Raw genomic sequence first — 14212 nt, 5'->3', positions numbered from 1 at the left:
CGATCCAACACCTGAAGTAAAACCGCGATGCACGGGCATCATTCAACCTTCAGCTTCCCCAGCAGCGCGCAATGGCCACGGTGCCATCCGGGTTGCTCTGTACACCTGCCTGGTCGAGCTGAAAATCACCGCAGCGGTCATCGGCCATCAAACCATGCGGCAGCCGCCGTGCACGCAGCGTGAAGGTATCGCTGCCACGTTCGGCATGCAGGCTGTAATGGCGGTTGCCAACGGGCAATACCGGTTCGCCCTCGGCGTATTGGCCGGTGCGTACACGGTGGTGTTCCAGGCGCAGGGCAGCGTCATGCAGCAGGCCAACCACTTCGCTGCGTGCGGCTCGCCTGAGCTGGTCGCTGTAACTGGGGTAGGCAATGGCTGCCAGAATGCCGGTGACAGCCACGACAATCAACAGTTCGATCAGGCTCAGGCCTTGCTGCATGTCAGTCTCCCTTCAGTCTCTGCCGCCACAGAATCCGCTGCGGCGCCTGTGTTTGAGCCGCTGGCACGGCATACACCGCCTCCAGCACTTGCCTGGCCGCGAGTTGCCGGCTGACTGCGGTCACTCGGTAAAGCGTGACGGGCTCATCCCCCGGCCGATGCGCGGCCAGGGTTGTCTGGCCAAGGTTCTGCAGTTGGAAGTAACCGCTCTGGCTGGCTTGCCATTGCCCCAGCAAGTCATGCGCGCGCGGGGGTGGCAGGCACGCCTGGCACAACCCAGGCGGCGCGCGCTGCAGTTCGGCCTCTGCGACCAGCAGCGTGGCTTCGGCCTGATCGAGTGCCTGCAAACCCTCGCGCAGGTAGCCGGCCATGCGCGCTTCCACCAAGGCATCGCGCAACGCCGAAGCCGTCAGCAGGCCAAGCAAAAGGCTGAACACCAGCGCCAGCAGCAAGACCATGCCACGCTGGCGCTTCATGGCCGGGCAACCGGGTTGCGGACCGCCACACTCATGCCGTAACGCTGTTCGATGCCCAGATCAGGATCGAACAAGGTCAGTTGCACATCCACTCGCTGCCCCTCGGCGGTGTCGGCAGACTCAATGTGCAGTTCACGCACGTGGTCGACCAATGGCTGAGGGTTGTTGCGCCGCACGAACCTCAGCGTGCCGTCGCGGAGTTGGTAGTGGTGCCGGCTGATAGGAAAGGCCAACGGCAAGCTCGCGCTGTTCGCACGCCCCTTCTGCACCTCGGCGCTCTTGACGCAATCGGTGAGCAAGGTCCAGTCCGGGCCCCCGGGGTGCCCTGGCAGTTCTGCCACTACCAGGCTCAGGCTTGCCGGGCCAACCCGCAAAGGCCGCGCAAAAGCATCCCGCGCAGATGGGTCCTTGAAGTCCTCAGGCCTCAGGCGCAAACAACCGAACATGCCCGCCATACGGATATCCTGAGCCATGCGCAGCAATGCCAGACGGGCGTCCGCCTGCATGCGCAGCGCCGCAGATTGAAGGCGCCAGCCCTGGTGGGCCGAGATGAAAAGGTGGCTGGCTGCAGTCAGCAGCATCAGGCCGATGGCCAGCGCAAGCAGCGCTTCGACCAGGCCGAAGCCACCTTGCTTACGCCTCATGGCCTCGGCACCGTCAGCTTGCCCGCGGCCCTGCCCCGTTCAAGCGACGTATGCGCGCCCACCGCATCCAGCATGTCGCGACGCGCGCTGTCAGTGGCCTGCAATGCCTGAAGCTGCAACCCTGCAGCAGCGAACATGCCCAATGCCACGACCGCTACGGCCAACAGTACCTCCAGAAGCGTCATGCCCCGTTGATTCGCGTGCATCCCTGCACCTCCTGCGATATTTCCCGCAATTGCCTTGCACCTGCTCGACTGGACCTCTTGCCCACCGAGCCTGAAGCTACAGCCAAGCACTTCCAGGGAGGAATGCACGGTGAAGCAACAGGGCGTAACACTGATACAAATGATGTTCGGGCTGGCTATGGCGGCGCTGCTGACCCAGCTTGGCGTGCCGGCCTACGCGAAATTGAGCGATGAGCTGCACAGGGCAGCAGTGGCCCGCAACTTGGCCCAGACGCTGCGTAGCGCACGCGGCCACGCGGCCCTGCAGAGCCAGGCGGTGGTGGTCCAGCCTTTGGATAATGATTGGGGCAAGGGTTGGCGCGTGCTGCTGGAGCATAACCAGCAGTTGCTGCGCGAGTACCGACCGCCTCGGCCCCAGCGGGTGAAGGACAATACCGGGAGCCAGATAAGGTTCAGCGCACTGGGTGTGCCGCTGGGAAAAAACAACAACTTCTCAGGGGGGCGGCTTGAGGTCTGTGAGGGTTCGTCTGCAACCAGCCGGCATCATGTTGTGCTGGCGACCAGCGGTAGGGTCAGCCTGCGCACGGGAGAAGCGGAAGATTCCCTGTGCGCAGGCCGCTGATCAGATCAGTGAACGCACCCGTAGCTCTTTGGGCATGGAGAACGTGATGTTCTCCGGGCGCCCATCGAGCTCTTCGGCGCCCGTGGCACCCCAGGCCTTGAGCTGGTCGATCACGCCCCGAACCAGCACTTCCGGGGCCGAAGCGCCGGCAGTTATACCGATCCGTGCCGCCTGGTCGAACCAGCCGCGCTGCATGTCCTCGGCACCATCGATCAGATAGGCCGGGGTACCCATGCGCTCGGCCAACTCACGCAGGCGGTTGGAGTTGGAACTGTTGGGGCTGCCCACCACCAGCACCACGTCACACTCACCGGCCAGTTGCTTGACGGCGTCCTGGCGGTTCTGGGTGGCGTAGCAGATATCGTCCTTGCGCGGGCCGCCGATGTTCGGGAAGCGCGTACGCAGGGCATCGATGACACGGCTGGTATCGTCCATCGACAGCGTGGTCTGGGTGACAAACGCCAGGTTGTCCGGGTCGCGTACTTGCAGTTGGGCCACATCGTCCTCGTCTTCGACCAGGTAGATGGCGCCGCCGTTGCTGGCGTCGTATTGCCCCATGGTGCCTTCGACTTCCGGGTGCCCTTCGTGGCCGATCAGGATGCACTCGCGACCGTCACGGCTGTACTTGGCGACCTCGATATGCACCTTGGTCACCAGCGGGCAGGTGGCATCGAACACTTTCAGGCCGCGACCGGCGGCTTCCTGGCGCACGGCCTGGGAAACACCATGGGCACTGAAAATGACGATGACGTCGTCCGGTACCTGATCCAGTTCTTCGACGAAGATGGCGCCACGGCTGCGCAGGTCTTCCACCACGAACTTGTTGTGCACCACTTCATGGCGCACGTAGATCGGTGGGCCGAAGACTTCCAGCGCACGGTTGACGATCTCGATCGCCCGGTCGACCCCTGCGCAGAAACCGCGAGGGTTGGCGAGTTTGATTTGCATGCTCGGCTCCAGGCTTACAGGGCCTTCACCTCGAGGATCTCCACCTCGAAGGTAAGGGTCTTGCCTGCCAGTGGGTGATTGAAGTCGATGGTCACCTGGTTGTCATCGAACGCTTTGACCACACCGGGCAATTCGGTGTTGGCGGCATCGTTGAAAATGATCAGCAGCCCTTCGGACAATTCCATGCCCTCGAACTGGGACCGTGGCATGACCTGTACGTTCTGCGGGTTAGGCTGGCCGAAGGCATTCTCCGGGGCAACCACGACCGTGCGCTTGTCACCGGCCTTGAAGCCGAACAGTGCGGACTCGAAGCCCGGCAGCAGGTTGCCGTCGCCGACCTTGAAGGTGGCTGGGGCCTTGTCGAACGTGCTATCGACGGTATCGCCGTTTTCCAGGTGCAGCGCGAAGTGCAGGGTAACTTCGGTGTTCTGGCCGATACGGGTGTCAGTCATGGACCGGATCCTCAGACTTCTTGCTCTTGAACATATCCAGCGCCAGCATCACCGCACCAACGGTGATGGCGCTGTCGGCCACATTGAAGGCCGGGAAGTGATGAACGTTCTTCCAGTGCACCAGGATGAAATCCACCACGTGGCCCAGCACGATGCGGTCGTACAGGTTACCCAGCGCGCCACCGAGCACCAGCGCCAGCGCCACGGCCAGCCAGGTCTCGTTGCGCCCCAGGCGCTTGAGCCAGACCACCAGCACGGCGCTGACCACCACGGCGATCAGGGCGAACAGCCAGCGCTGCCAGCCAGAGCTGTCGGCCAGGAAGCTGAACGCCGCGCCGGTGTTGTAGGCAAGGGTCCAGCTGAAGTAGTCAGGGATGACCACGATCTGCTGGTACATGCTCAGGGCGTTGTTGAAATACAGCTTGGTGGCCTGGTCAACGACCAGGACCAGCAGGCTGAGCCAGAGCCATGCAAGACGCCCGAAGCGCCCCACTGCAGGGTTAGGCATAGTGGCGCACCTCACCGGAACCGCTCAGGTTGTCGACGCAACGGCTGCAGATTTCCGGGTGCTCCGGATGGCTGCCGACGTCGGCGCGGAAGTGCCAGCAGCGGCCGCACTTGGTGTGGCCAGACTTGACCACTTTCAGCTTGAGGCCTTCGACTTCGGTGGCCACGGCATCGGCCGGCGCCTGGGCGAACGGCACCACGCTGGCAGCGGAGGTGATGAGAACGAAGCGCAGCTCATCGCCCAGCTTGCCCAGGTCGGCGCTAAGGCCTTCTTCGGCGAACAAGGTGACTTCGGCCTGCAGGTTGCCACCGATGACCTTGGCGGCACGCTGGTTTTCCAGCTCCTTGTTGACCGCAGCCTTGACCGCCATCACGCGGTCCCAGTAAGCGCGATCCAGCTCGGTGCCTTCGGGCAGCTCGGTCAGGCCCTGGTACCAGGCGTTGAGCATGACCGACTCGTTGCGCTCGCCCGGCAGGTACTGCCAGATTTCATCGGCGGTGAAGGCCAGGATCGGCGCGATCCAGCGCACCAGCGCTTCGCTGATGTGGTACAGCGCGGTCTGGCAGGAGCGGCGTGCAACACTGTTGGCGCCCGTGGTGTACTGCCTGTCCTTGATGATGTCGAGGTAGAAGCCGCCCAGCTCCTGCACGCAGAAGTTGTGGATCTTCGAGTAGACATTCCAGAAGCGGTACTCGCTGTAGTGCTCTTCCAGCTCGCGCTGCAGCAGCAGGGTACGGTCCACTGCCCAGCGGTCCAGGGCCAGCATATCTTCCGGGGCCAGCAGATCGCGAGCCGGGTCGAAACCGGACAGGTTGGAAAGCAGGAAGCGTGCGGTGTTGCGGATACGGCGGTAGGCGTCGGCGCTGCGCTGCAGGATCTGCTCGGAAACGGCCATCTCACCCGAATAGTCGGTAGCCGAGACCCACAGGCGCAGGATGTCGGCACCCAGGGTGTTGTTGACTTTTTCCGGCTCGATGGTGTTGCCCAGCGACTTGGACATCTTGCGACCGCTTTCGTCCACGGTGAAGCCGTGGGTCAGCAGTTCGCGATACGGCGCGTGGTTGTCGATGGCGCAACCGGTCAGCAACGAGGAATGGAACCAGCCACGGTGCTGGTCGGAGCCTTCCAGGTACAGGTCCGCACGCGGGCCGGTGGCGTGGCCGATGTCATGCGAGCCGCGCAATACGTGCCAGTGGGTGGTGCCGGAGTCGAACCACACGTCCAGGGTGTCGGTGATCTTGTCGTACTGGCCGGCTTCATCACCGAGCAGTTCGGCAGCGTCCAGCTTGAACCAGGCCTCGATACCTTCCTGTTCGACACGCTTGGCCACCGCTTCCATCAGTTCGACGGTGCGTGGGTGCAGTTCACCGGTCTGCTTGTGCAGGAAGAACGGGATCGGCACACCCCAGTTGCGCTGACGCGAGATGCACCAGTCCGGGCGGTTGGCGATCATCGAGTGCAGGCGCGCCTGGCCCCAGGCCGGGACGAACTGGGTGTCTTCGATGGCTTTGAGCGCGCGCTCACGCAGCGGCTCGCCGGTGTTGGGCTGCTTGTCCATGCCCACGAACCACTGCGCGGTGGCGCGGTAGATCAGCGGGGTCTTGTGGCGCCAGCAGTGCATGTAGCTGTGGCTGATGGTTTCGGTATGCATCAGCGCACCGACTTCGCTCAGCTTCTCGACGATGGCCGGGTTGGCCTTCCAGATGAACTGGCCGCCAAAGAACTCCAGCGACTCGACGTACACACCGTTGCTCTGCACCGGCGTGAGGATGTCGTCGTTGACCATGCCGTAGCGCTTGCAGGTGACAAAGTCGTCTTCACCGTAGGCTGGCGCGGAGTGGACCACACCGGTACCTGCTCCCAGCTCGACATAGTCGGCCAGGTAGATCGGCGACAGACGGTCGTAGAAGGGGTGGCGGAAGTTGACCAGCTCCAGGGCCGAGCCTTGGGCGGTGGCGATGACCGAGCCTTCCAGGTCGTAGCGCTTGAGGCACGACTCGACCAGCTCTTCGGCCAGCACCAGCAGACGCTCGCCGGTATCGACCAGCGCGTACTTGAACTCCGGGTGGATGTTCAGCGCCTGGTTGGCGGGGATGGTCCACGGGGTGGTGGTCCAGATCACGATGGCAGCGGGCTTGGCCAAGGCCGGCAGGCCGAAGGCGGCAGCCAGTTTGTCGGCGTCGGCGACCGGGAAGGCCACATCGATGGTCTGCGACTTCTTGTCGGCGTATTCGACCTCGGCTTCTGCGAGTGCGGAGCCGCAATCGAAGCACCAGTTCACGGGCTTCAGGCCCTTGAACACGAAGCCCTGCTTGACCATTTCGGCCAAGGCACGGATTTCACCGGCCTCGTTGGCGAAGTTCATGGTCTTGTACGGGTTGTCCCAGTCGCCCAGCACACCCAGGCGGATGAACTCGGTCTTCTGCCCTTCGATCTGTTCGGCAGCGTATTCGCGGCACAGCTCACGGGTGCGGTCGGCGGTCAGGTGCTTGCCGTGGGTGACTTCGACCTTGTGTTCGATCGGCAGGCCGTGGCAGTCCCAACCCGGGACGTAAGGCGCGTCGAAGCCCGAGAGGGTCTTGGAGCGGACGATCATGTCCTTGAGAATCTTGTTCAGCGCATGACCGATGTGAATCTTGCCGTTGGCATAGGGCGGGCCGTCGTGCAGGACGAACTTCGGACGATCCTTGCCAATTTCGCGCAGCTTCTGGTACAGGCCAATGCTGTCCCAGCGCTGCAGGATCTGCGGTTCGCGCTGAGGCAGGCCGGCCTTCATGGGGAAGGCGGTGTCCGGAAGGTTTAGCGTGGCTTTGTAGTCGGTCATTTCAGGCTCTTCGTTAGCGGTTGAGCGTGCCAATGTGCACGTGCGGCGGCGATATCCGCATCGATCGCCGACTTCAGCGCCTCCAGGGAGGCGAATCGCTGCTCTTCACGCAGCTTGTGGTGGAATTCCACCGTCAGGCGCCGGCCATACAGATCGCCGGCATAATCCAGTAGATGAATTTCAAGGTGCGGGCGGCCGTCACCGGCCACGGTGGGGCGCACCCCGATATTGCCAACCCCTGGCCAGGCCTTGCCGTCGATTTCGATGCTGGCTAGGTAGACCCCGGACAACGGCACACGACGCCGCTTGAGCTGGATGTTGGCGGTGGGCGTGCCGAGCTGGCGGGCCAGCTTCTGGCCGTGCAATACGCGCCCGGTAATGCTGTAAGGGCGGCCCAGCAAGTGCTCGGCGAGCTCGAAGTTGCCTTCGGACAACGCTTGGCGCACCTCGGTGCTGCTGACCCGCAAGCCGTCCTGGATCACCGTGTTGGCGGCCTCGACGGTGAAGCCATACTGCTTGCCGGCTTCGACCAGGAAGGTGAAATCGCCCGCGCGGTCGCAGCCAAAGCGGAAGTCGTCGCCCACTTCAAGGTGGCGCACGCCCAGGCCGTCGACCAGGATCGCCTTGACGAATTCATCGGCGCTGAGTTGGCTCAGGCGGTGGTTGAACGCCAGGCACAAGACCCTGTCGATACCTTCGCCAGCCAACAGCTCGATTTTGTCGCGCAGGCGCGCCAGGCGAGCCGGCGCGGTGTCCGCAGCGAAGTACTCGCGCGGCTGCGGCTCGAAGATCACCACGCACGTAGGCAGGCCAAGCGCTTGGCCACGCTCGCGCAGACGCGCCAGGATCGCCTGGTGGCCGCGGTGAACCCCGTCGAAGTTGCCAATGGTGGCGACACAGCCCCGGTGCTCGGGGCGCAGGTTGTGAAGACCTCGAACCAGCTGCATAACGCGCTTCTTGCTCATAAAGTGGCCGATTATAACCACACCCGGGCGCTGGTGACAGGCAGCAGCGCCCGGGTGCGGCGTGGAAAACGAAAAACCGACGCCTGACTCGCCTTGTAGCTCAGTGCAGGGCCTTGCGGGCGAAATGCCGGGGCCTGAAGCCGCACAGGTAAAGGCAACCGAAATAGGTCACGATGCCGGCCGTGATCAGCGCCCCGAGGCGGACGAAACGCTCGAACATGTTGCCTTGCTCCCACGCAGGCAGGTAATGCATGCCCACCAGCAGTACGGCCACCATCAGCGTCACCGCCAGCACCAGCTTGAGCAGGAACAGCGTCCAGCCCGGCTGCGGTTGGAACAGCTGCTGGCTGCGCAGCTTCCAGAACAGCAGGCCCGCATTCAGGCAGGCGCCCAGGCTGATCGCCAAAGCCAGGCCGGCGTGCTGCAGCGGGCCGACCAGGGCCAGGTTGAACAGTTGGGTGCAGATGAGGGTGAAGATCGCGATCCGCACGGGTGTACGAATATTCTGCTGCGCATAGAAGCCCGGTGCCAGCACCTTGACCAGAATGATCGCCAGCAGGCCTACCGAATAGGCGATCAGTGCCCGTTGGGTCATCGCCGCGTCGTAAGCGCTGAACTTGCCGTACTGGAACAAGGCAACGGTCAGCGGCTCGGCGAGTATCGCCAGGGCCAGCGTGCAGGGGAGCACGAGCAGGAAGCACAGGCGCAGGCCCCAGTCGAGAATCCGCGAATACTCCTCGCGGTCCTTGTTGGCGTAGGTCTTGGCCAGGGTCGGCAGCAAAATGGTGCCAAGGGCCACGCCCAGCACGCCCGAGGGCAGCTCCATGAGGCGGTCGGCGTAGTACATCCAGGACACCGAGCCGGCCACCAGGAAGGAGGCGAAGATGGTGTTGATGATCAACGAAATCTGGCTGACCGAAACACCGAGGATGGCCGGCAGCATCTGTTTGAGCACACGCCACACGCCTGTGTCACGCAGGTTCAGGCGCGGCAGCACGAGCATGCCGATTTTCTTGAGTGCCGGCAGCTGGTACAGCAACTGCGCCAGGCCCCCGGCCAGTACGCCCCAGGCCAGCGCCATGATGGGCGGGTCGAAATACGGCGTGAGCAGCAGGGCGAAGATGATCATCGCCACGTTGAGCAGGGTCGGCGTGAAGGCTGGGACCGAGAAACGGTTCCAGGTATTGAGGATCGCGCCGACCAGTGACGACAGTGAGATCAGCAATATATAAGGAAAGGTCACCCGCAGCAGGTCGGTGGTCAGCTGGTATTTCTCGGCATTGTCCACAAACCCGGGGGCGGTAGCCCAGACCACCCAGGGTGCCGCTAGCACGCCAATCACCGTGACCAGGGCCAGGACCAGCGTCAGCAGGCCGCTGACATAAGCAATGAAAGTGCGCGTCGCCTCCTCGCCCTGCTGGGTCTTGTATTCGGCAAGGATTGGCACGAACGCCTGGGAAAAGGCCCCCTCGGCAAAAATCCGCCGCAGCAGGTTGGGCAGCTTGAAGGCGATGAAAAAGGCGTCGGTAGCGATGCCGGCGCCGAAGACACGGGCCAGGATGGTGTCACGCACGAACCCCAACACCCGGGAAATCATGGTGATGGAGCTGACTGCAGCCAGGGATTTGAGCAGGTTCATCGAAAAGATTCACGCCAAGGGCAGAGGACGCTGCCAGACAGCGTCCGAATGTGCGATACTCCCGCGCCTTCGCAGGGGAGCCAAAAATTCCCGAGTTTACAGGTCGTGCAGCAGAAAGGAATATTTCCCTCCTGTTGGTGCACCGCTCGGCGGAACCCTGCAGGTGGCCTTGACATCCGCTCAACTGATCGGCATGATTCGCGGCCTATTTTGTTTGCTATTTACCTAAAGTCTTTCGAGGAGCTCGACGGTGGCCAACACACCTTCCGCCAAGAAACGTGCAAAACAGGCTGAGAAGCGTCGCAGCCACAACGCCAGCCTGCGTTCCATGGTCCGCACCTACATCAAGAATGTAGTCAAAGCCATCGACGCAAAAGACGCCGAAAAAGCGCAAGCCGCTTACGTTCTGGCTGTACCTGTAATCGACCGTATGGCCGACAAAGGTATCATCCACAAGAACAAAGCTGCTCGCCACAAAGGCCGTCTGAATGGCCACATCAAGGCGCTGAAAGAAGCTGCAGCTGCCTAAGCGACGCTTGTCGAAAAACCGACCCTAGGGTCGGTTTTTTATTGCCTGCGATTTGGTGATGCTTGTGTCGCCTGTTGTGGCCTCATCGCCGGCAAGCCCGCCCCCCGCATGGATTGCGCCGGCTTTTAGAAAGTGGGCAAGAGGGTTGCTTCCCCAAGGTATGCCGCCGGCTTTATTCAATCAATGAGGGCCGCAGCGCGGCCCCTTCCCTACTTGGCGATCTGAATCTTCGGGGCCCACTGTAGCCAGGCGTCCTCAGGCTTGTCGAACAAGGCAAAGGTCTGCTGCGGCCGCGCCGGGTTGCCCATCTGCTCGCCCTCGGGCGTGGCGAAGGCAATCCCACCGTCGATGAGGGTCTCCAGCGACTCGGTGCGTACCGTGGCGCCTTTGAACAGGCCCCAATCGAAACCGAAACCGCTGCTATTCCAGAACCGGCTGCCACCGCGCACCAGTGCGGCATAGCGCGGCTCGATCAGGATGTGAATGAGCACGCGGTCGGCCGTCTGCCCCAATTCGAAGCCCGTTACCTTACCCACCGCGACCTCGCGGTAGGTCACCGGCACGCCCGGCTTGATCGACCCCCTGCGCGGCGCGCTAAGCGTCAAAGGCAGGCCGACTTCCACCCCGGTGACCTCAGGCGCGTCAGCCAAGGCGATGAAATCACGCTGCGGGCCTTTGTCCTTCACCGCCGGCTGCACTTCCAGGTACTGCCCGCCAATCAGGGTATCGAGGTTTTCGGTACGCACCAGGCCAAGGGCCGGCTTGACCACCCAGAACTGCGTGCCAGCTCGGGCGATGCGGTCTGCCGCTTCGGTGATACGTGCGCGCAGCAACACAGCCTGCAGGTCCTTGGTCAGGTCGACACTCTCGATACTGCCTACATCCAGGCCACGGAAACGGATGGGCGTGCCCGGCTTGAGGCCGTCAGCACGATCTACACGAATGGTTATCAGGGCGCCGGCACGGTTTACCGCCTCCTGGCTCTCATGCAGGCGGAACCTTGGAATATGGCGCTTGAGCGGTACGTTCGGCGTTGGTGTGTCAAAGGCGATACCACCGGCCATCAGGGTCTGCAGCGACTCACTCTTTATCTTGATGCCCGACAGGCCACCAGTGAGGGTGATGCCACTGACGTTCCAGAAGCGAGAAGAGCCATTGACCAGGTTCTCGTACTCCTTTTCGATGTGCACTCCGATCAGGATGCGACTGCTGTTGCGGGCAAACTGGTAGCTCTGCACGCTACCCACCTTGACCTGGCGATACATCACCCGGCTGCCGACCTCCAGCGAGCCCAGCGTATCGGCGAACAGCACCATGTGCAGCCCAGGCGCCTTCAGGTCCAGCGGCGGTGCCTTGGCCCTTGCTTCGAACTCGCGCTGCGGGGCGGCCCCCTTTTCACCGGGGCGGATGGCAATGTAGTTACCCTTCACCAAGGCCTCCAGGCCTGTGATACCCGCCAGGGAAATGGAAGGCTTGACCACCCAGAACTGCGTGCCATCGACGAGATAGTCCTCGGTCAGGGGGTCCAGGGTCAGTTCAGCCATTGCACTGCCGAGGTTGTCCTCCATCTTCAGGGCCTTCAGCGAACCGACTTGAATGCCTTTGTACATGACCGGGGTGCGCCCCGCCTGCAGGCCCTCATAGTCGCTCAGCTTGACCTTCACACGGATACCCGCCTGGGCGGCATCGAAGTCTTCGTACAAGCGGAACGGCAGGCTCGGGTCGGTTGGCGGGCTATCCTTGCGGTGCTCCGGCGTCGCGAAGGCGATGCCACCCGCAACGATGCTGGAGAGGGACTCGCTGCGTACCTTTACCCCCGACAGCCCGGCATCGATGCTGATGCCGCTGGCATTCCAGAAGCGCGTATGTTTGCGCACCAGGCTGGCATAAGCCGGCTCGATAAACACTTTGACCTCGACCGTGCTCTGGTCCTCTGACAGGCGATAGCTCTTTACCCGGCCAACCTGGATCTGCTTGTAGAATATAGGGCTGTCGCGGTTGAGCGAGCCCAGGCGGTCTGCTTTGAGCGTAAGGTGCAGGCCCGGTTCGCTGTCCGAAAGCGGTGGCGCCACCTTCAATGCCTTGAAGCGCTTGGTTCGCTCACCTTCACCCGGGCTGACGGCAATGTAATTACCTGACACCAAGGTCTCCAGACCCGAGATACCTGCCAGCGTGACACTGGGCTTGACCAGCCAGAAGCGGGTGCCCTTGGTCAGGTGAGGCTCTGCATCTTTGTTCATCTCGATGGTGGCGATGACACCTTGGTTTTCACCCTCGGCATCGAGCACCAGGCTTTTGACCTTGCCCACAGGCATGCCTTTGTAGATGACTTCGGTTTTGTTGGCGACGATACCCTCACCGCTCTCGAAACGAACTTCGATCTCTACACCCGCATCACGGTAGGCCTGCCAGGCCAGCCACCCTCCAATCATCAAAGCGATCAGCGGCAGAATCCAGATGGCCGACCAGTTGGAGGCGGGCCGGGTTTTAGCCGTTGGCATGTCACTCATGGTCGTCATCCGACTCCGTGTTATCCCAAATCAGTCGGGGATCGAAAGTTAAAGCAGCGAGCATCGTGAGAATCACCACAGTAGCGAAGGCGACAGCGCCCAAGTTGGCTTCGACACTGGCAATACGGCCGAAATTCACCACCGCCACCAAGATGGCGATGACGAAGATGTCCAGCATCGACCAGCGTCCTATGAACTCGATGAACCGATACATCAAAATGCGTTGCCGCGCTGACAACGGCTGGCGCCGCTGTACCGAATACAACAACAAACCGATGCCCACCAGTTTGAAGGTGGGCACCAGAATACTGGCAATGAACACCACTGCGGCAATGGGCACCATGCCATGCTTGAGCAGCGTAATGACGCCGGACATGATCGTGTCCGGGCTGCCCTGCCCCAATGTACTGACAGTCATGATCGGCAGCACGTTGGCAGGTATGTAGAGGATCGAGGCAGCGATGAGCAGCGCCCAGGTACGGACGATACTGTTGGGCCGACGCGCATGCACAATCGCGCCGCAGCGCGTACAGGCCTGCGACTTGCTCTCGGAATCCTGTCGATTCAGTTCATGACACTCATTGCAGACCACAATGCCCGCATCAATCGCCCGCATGCAGATCCTCCCCCGACAGCGCACTCCAGATCTGGTGTGGAGACATCACCACTTCAAGCCAAACCTGAATCAGCAACAGGCTGATAAAGCAAAACAACCCTAGCCCTATGGTCAGCTCGGCAAGGTCGACCAGTTTCACGATGGCGACCAGCACGCCCATGAAGTAGACCTCAAGCATGCCCCAGTCTCGCAAATGATGATAAATGCGATAAATCAGCAGCCCATAGCTACGCCCAACGTTCAGGCGGATGCTCAGGAGCACCATGAGCTGGCACATCAGCTTGAGAAATGGAACCGCCATGCTGCACAGGAACACCACGACAGCGACACCGCGCATTTCGGAGTTGTACAAGCCCAGCACGCCACTCCACACCGTGTCGTCTGACGTCTGGCCAAGCAGGTGCAACTGCATGATCGGCAGGAAGTTGGCAGGCACGAACAGCAACAGCGCGGTCAGCGCCAGTGCCAGGCTGCGGTTGACCACGTTGTGCCGGTGAGCGTACAGCTCATAACCACAGCGGGGGCACTGGGCCTTCTCATTGTGTTGCAGTTGGGGCTTGCGCATCAGCAGGTCGCATTCATGGCATGCGACCAACTCGTCCAGCGGCAACTGCTCTAGCGCTTGAGTTTCGACTGGGTTGGGCATCTCGAGGTTCTGAATAGATACGTGGGCTCTATTCTAGTGATACAGCTCGAAATGTGGGAGCCGACTTTCGAGCAACAGAGCCGGAAAGACAAAACCCCTACCTGCTCGCGCAGATAGGGGTTTTGCGAAATGAATCTTGACGATGACCTACTCTCACATGGGGAAACCCCACACTACCATCGGCGATGCATCGTTTCACTACTGAGTTCG

General features: G+C 61.9%; 15 protein-coding genes and 1 rRNA gene. 2 read left to right on the top strand and 14 right to left on the bottom strand.

Annotated features, from left to right (window positions below; translation table 11 throughout):
* Positions 1 to 49 precede the first annotated feature (49 nt).
* The 4 genes from JNA92_RS24920 to JNA92_RS24905 are packed head-to-tail and all read right to left on the bottom strand — an operon-like array spanning position 50 to position 1764.
* Positions 50 to 439 carry a type IV pilin protein gene (locus JNA92_RS24920; protein WP_241807167.1) on the bottom strand — a complete coding sequence of 130 codons (390 nt, stop codon included), beginning with the start codon at positions 437 to 439 and terminating at the stop codon, positions 50 to 52.
* A gap of 1 nt (position 440) precedes the next feature.
* The gene (locus tag JNA92_RS24915) at positions 441 to 914 is read right to left on the bottom strand and encodes a hypothetical protein (RefSeq protein WP_241807166.1); all 474 of its coding nucleotides are present in this window, start codon (positions 912 to 914) and stop codon (positions 441 to 443) included.
* Positions 911 to 1558, bottom strand: coding sequence for a PilW family protein (locus JNA92_RS24910; RefSeq protein WP_241807165.1), 648 nt, complete (start codon positions 1556 to 1558; stop codon positions 911 to 913). Before JNA92_RS24910 ends, JNA92_RS24915 begins: the two co-directional genes overlap by 4 nt.
* The gene (locus tag JNA92_RS24905; RefSeq protein WP_241807164.1) at positions 1555 to 1764 is read right to left on the bottom strand and encodes a prepilin-type N-terminal cleavage/methylation domain-containing protein; all 210 of its coding nucleotides are present in this window, start codon (positions 1762 to 1764) and stop codon (positions 1555 to 1557) included. Before JNA92_RS24905 ends, JNA92_RS24910 begins: the two co-directional genes overlap by 4 nt.
* A 109-nt stretch (positions 1765 to 1873) precedes the next feature.
* Here JNA92_RS24905 and JNA92_RS24900 point away from each other — a divergent pair, with 109 nt between their 5' ends.
* Positions 1874 to 2365 (top strand): GspH/FimT family pseudopilin, encoded by a 492-nt coding sequence (locus JNA92_RS24900; RefSeq protein ID WP_241807163.1) that lies wholly within the window; start codon positions 1874 to 1876, stop codon positions 2363 to 2365.
* Here JNA92_RS24900 and ispH read toward each other — a convergent pair whose 3' ends face one another.
* The 6 genes from ispH to murJ all read right to left on the bottom strand — a co-directional run bounded on the left by ispH (position 2366) and on the right by murJ (position 9701).
* The gene (gene ispH / locus JNA92_RS24895) at positions 2366 to 3313 is read right to left on the bottom strand and encodes a 4-hydroxy-3-methylbut-2-enyl diphosphate reductase (protein ID WP_241807162.1); all 948 of its coding nucleotides are present in this window, start codon (positions 3311 to 3313) and stop codon (positions 2366 to 2368) included.
* 14 nt (positions 3314 to 3327) lie between these two features.
* Positions 3328 to 3765, bottom strand: a complete 438-nt coding sequence (fkpB, locus tag JNA92_RS24890; RefSeq protein ID WP_103445784.1) for an FKBP-type peptidyl-prolyl cis-trans isomerase — start codon at positions 3763 to 3765, stop codon at positions 3328 to 3330.
* A complete protein-coding gene (lspA, locus tag JNA92_RS24885) occupies positions 3758 to 4273 on the bottom strand; it encodes a signal peptidase II (protein ID WP_241807161.1) in 516 nt (171 codons plus the stop codon). The genes fkpB and lspA overlap by 8 nt, the downstream gene beginning before the upstream one ends.
* Positions 4266 to 7097, bottom strand: coding sequence for an isoleucine--tRNA ligase (gene ileS / locus JNA92_RS24880; protein ID WP_241807160.1), 2832 nt, complete (start codon positions 7095 to 7097; stop codon positions 4266 to 4268). The genes lspA and ileS overlap by 8 nt, the downstream gene beginning before the upstream one ends.
* Positions 7094 to 8044: a bifunctional riboflavin kinase/FAD synthetase gene (gene ribF, locus JNA92_RS24875; RefSeq protein WP_241807159.1), complete on the bottom strand. Its 951-nt coding sequence runs from the start codon at positions 8042 to 8044 to the stop codon at positions 7094 to 7096. The genes ileS and ribF overlap by 4 nt, the downstream gene beginning before the upstream one ends.
* 118 nt (positions 8045 to 8162) lie before the next feature.
* Positions 8163 to 9701 (bottom strand): murein biosynthesis integral membrane protein MurJ, encoded by a 1539-nt coding sequence (murJ, locus tag JNA92_RS24870; RefSeq protein ID WP_241807158.1) that lies wholly within the window; start codon positions 9699 to 9701, stop codon positions 8163 to 8165.
* A 250-nt stretch (positions 9702 to 9951) separates the two neighbouring features.
* On the opposite strand from murJ, the gene rpsT reads away from it, so the two are divergent.
* Positions 9952 to 10230 (top strand): 30S ribosomal protein S20, encoded by a 279-nt coding sequence (gene rpsT / locus JNA92_RS24865; protein WP_003247625.1) that lies wholly within the window; start codon positions 9952 to 9954, stop codon positions 10228 to 10230.
* A 209-nt stretch (positions 10231 to 10439) separates the two neighbouring features.
* On the opposite strand, the gene JNA92_RS24860 is transcribed toward rpsT, so the two are convergent.
* The 4 genes from JNA92_RS24860 to rrf form a co-directional block, all read right to left on the bottom strand.
* The gene (locus JNA92_RS24860) at positions 10440 to 12740 is read right to left on the bottom strand and encodes a PqiB family protein (protein ID WP_241807157.1); all 2301 of its coding nucleotides are present in this window, start codon (positions 12738 to 12740) and stop codon (positions 10440 to 10442) included.
* Positions 12733 to 13356, bottom strand: a complete 624-nt coding sequence (locus tag JNA92_RS24855) for a paraquat-inducible protein A (protein WP_241807156.1) — start codon at positions 13354 to 13356, stop codon at positions 12733 to 12735. The genes JNA92_RS24860 and JNA92_RS24855 overlap by 8 nt, the downstream gene beginning before the upstream one ends.
* On the bottom strand, positions 13343 to 14002 hold the full coding sequence (locus tag JNA92_RS24850; protein ID WP_241807155.1) for a paraquat-inducible protein A: 660 nt from the start codon (positions 14000 to 14002) through the stop codon (positions 13343 to 13345). The genes JNA92_RS24855 and JNA92_RS24850 overlap by 14 nt, the downstream gene beginning before the upstream one ends.
* A gap of 134 nt (positions 14003 to 14136) precedes the next feature.
* A 5S ribosomal RNA gene (gene rrf, locus JNA92_RS26235) occupies positions 14137 to 14212 on the bottom strand; the annotation flags it as partial.

The sequence above is a fragment of the Pseudomonas putida genome (genome assembly GCF_022627325.1).
Lineage (GTDB): Bacteria > Pseudomonadota > Gammaproteobacteria > Pseudomonadales > Pseudomonadaceae > Aquipseudomonas > Aquipseudomonas putida_X.
This window is presented reverse-complemented; position numbering and strand designations above follow the sequence as displayed.

Bases quoted from the DNA above. Each gene is read 5' to 3' on its own strand.
- JNA92_RS24850 (WP_241807155.1), bottom strand. From the start codon at position 14,002: ATGCCCAACCCAGTCGAAACTCAAGCGCTAGAGCAGTTGCCGCTGGAC.
- ileS (WP_241807160.1), bottom strand. From the start codon at position 7,097: ATGACCGACTACAAAGCCACGCTAAACCTTCCGGACACCGCCTTCCCC.
- JNA92_RS24920 (WP_241807167.1), bottom strand. From the start codon at position 439: ATGCAGCAAGGCCTGAGCCTGATCGAACTGTTGATTGTCGTGGCTGTC.
- JNA92_RS24915 (WP_241807166.1), bottom strand. From the start codon at position 914: ATGAAGCGCCAGCGTGGCATGGTCTTGCTGCTGGCGCTGGTGTTCAGC.
- murJ (WP_241807158.1), bottom strand. From the start codon at position 9,701: ATGAACCTGCTCAAATCCCTGGCTGCAGTCAGCTCCATCACCATGATT.
- fkpB (WP_103445784.1), bottom strand. From the start codon at position 3,765: ATGACTGACACCCGTATCGGCCAGAACACCGAAGTTACCCTGCACTTC.
- JNA92_RS24910 (WP_241807165.1), bottom strand. From the start codon at position 1,558: ATGAGGCGTAAGCAAGGTGGCTTCGGCCTGGTCGAAGCGCTGCTTGCG.
- JNA92_RS24860 (WP_241807157.1), bottom strand. From the start codon at position 12,740: ATGAGTGACATGCCAACGGCTAAAACCCGGCCCGCCTCCAACTGGTCG.
- ispH (WP_241807162.1), bottom strand. From the start codon at position 3,313: ATGCAAATCAAACTCGCCAACCCTCGCGGTTTCTGCGCAGGGGTCGAC.
- lspA (WP_241807161.1), bottom strand. From the start codon at position 4,273: ATGCCTAACCCTGCAGTGGGGCGCTTCGGGCGTCTTGCATGGCTCTGG.
- JNA92_RS24855 (WP_241807156.1), bottom strand. From the start codon at position 13,356: ATGCGGGCGATTGATGCGGGCATTGTGGTCTGCAATGAGTGTCATGAA.
- ribF (WP_241807159.1), bottom strand. From the start codon at position 8,044: ATGCAGCTGGTTCGAGGTCTTCACAACCTGCGCCCCGAGCACCGGGGC.
- JNA92_RS24905 (WP_241807164.1), bottom strand. From the start codon at position 1,764: ATGCACGCGAATCAACGGGGCATGACGCTTCTGGAGGTACTGTTGGCC.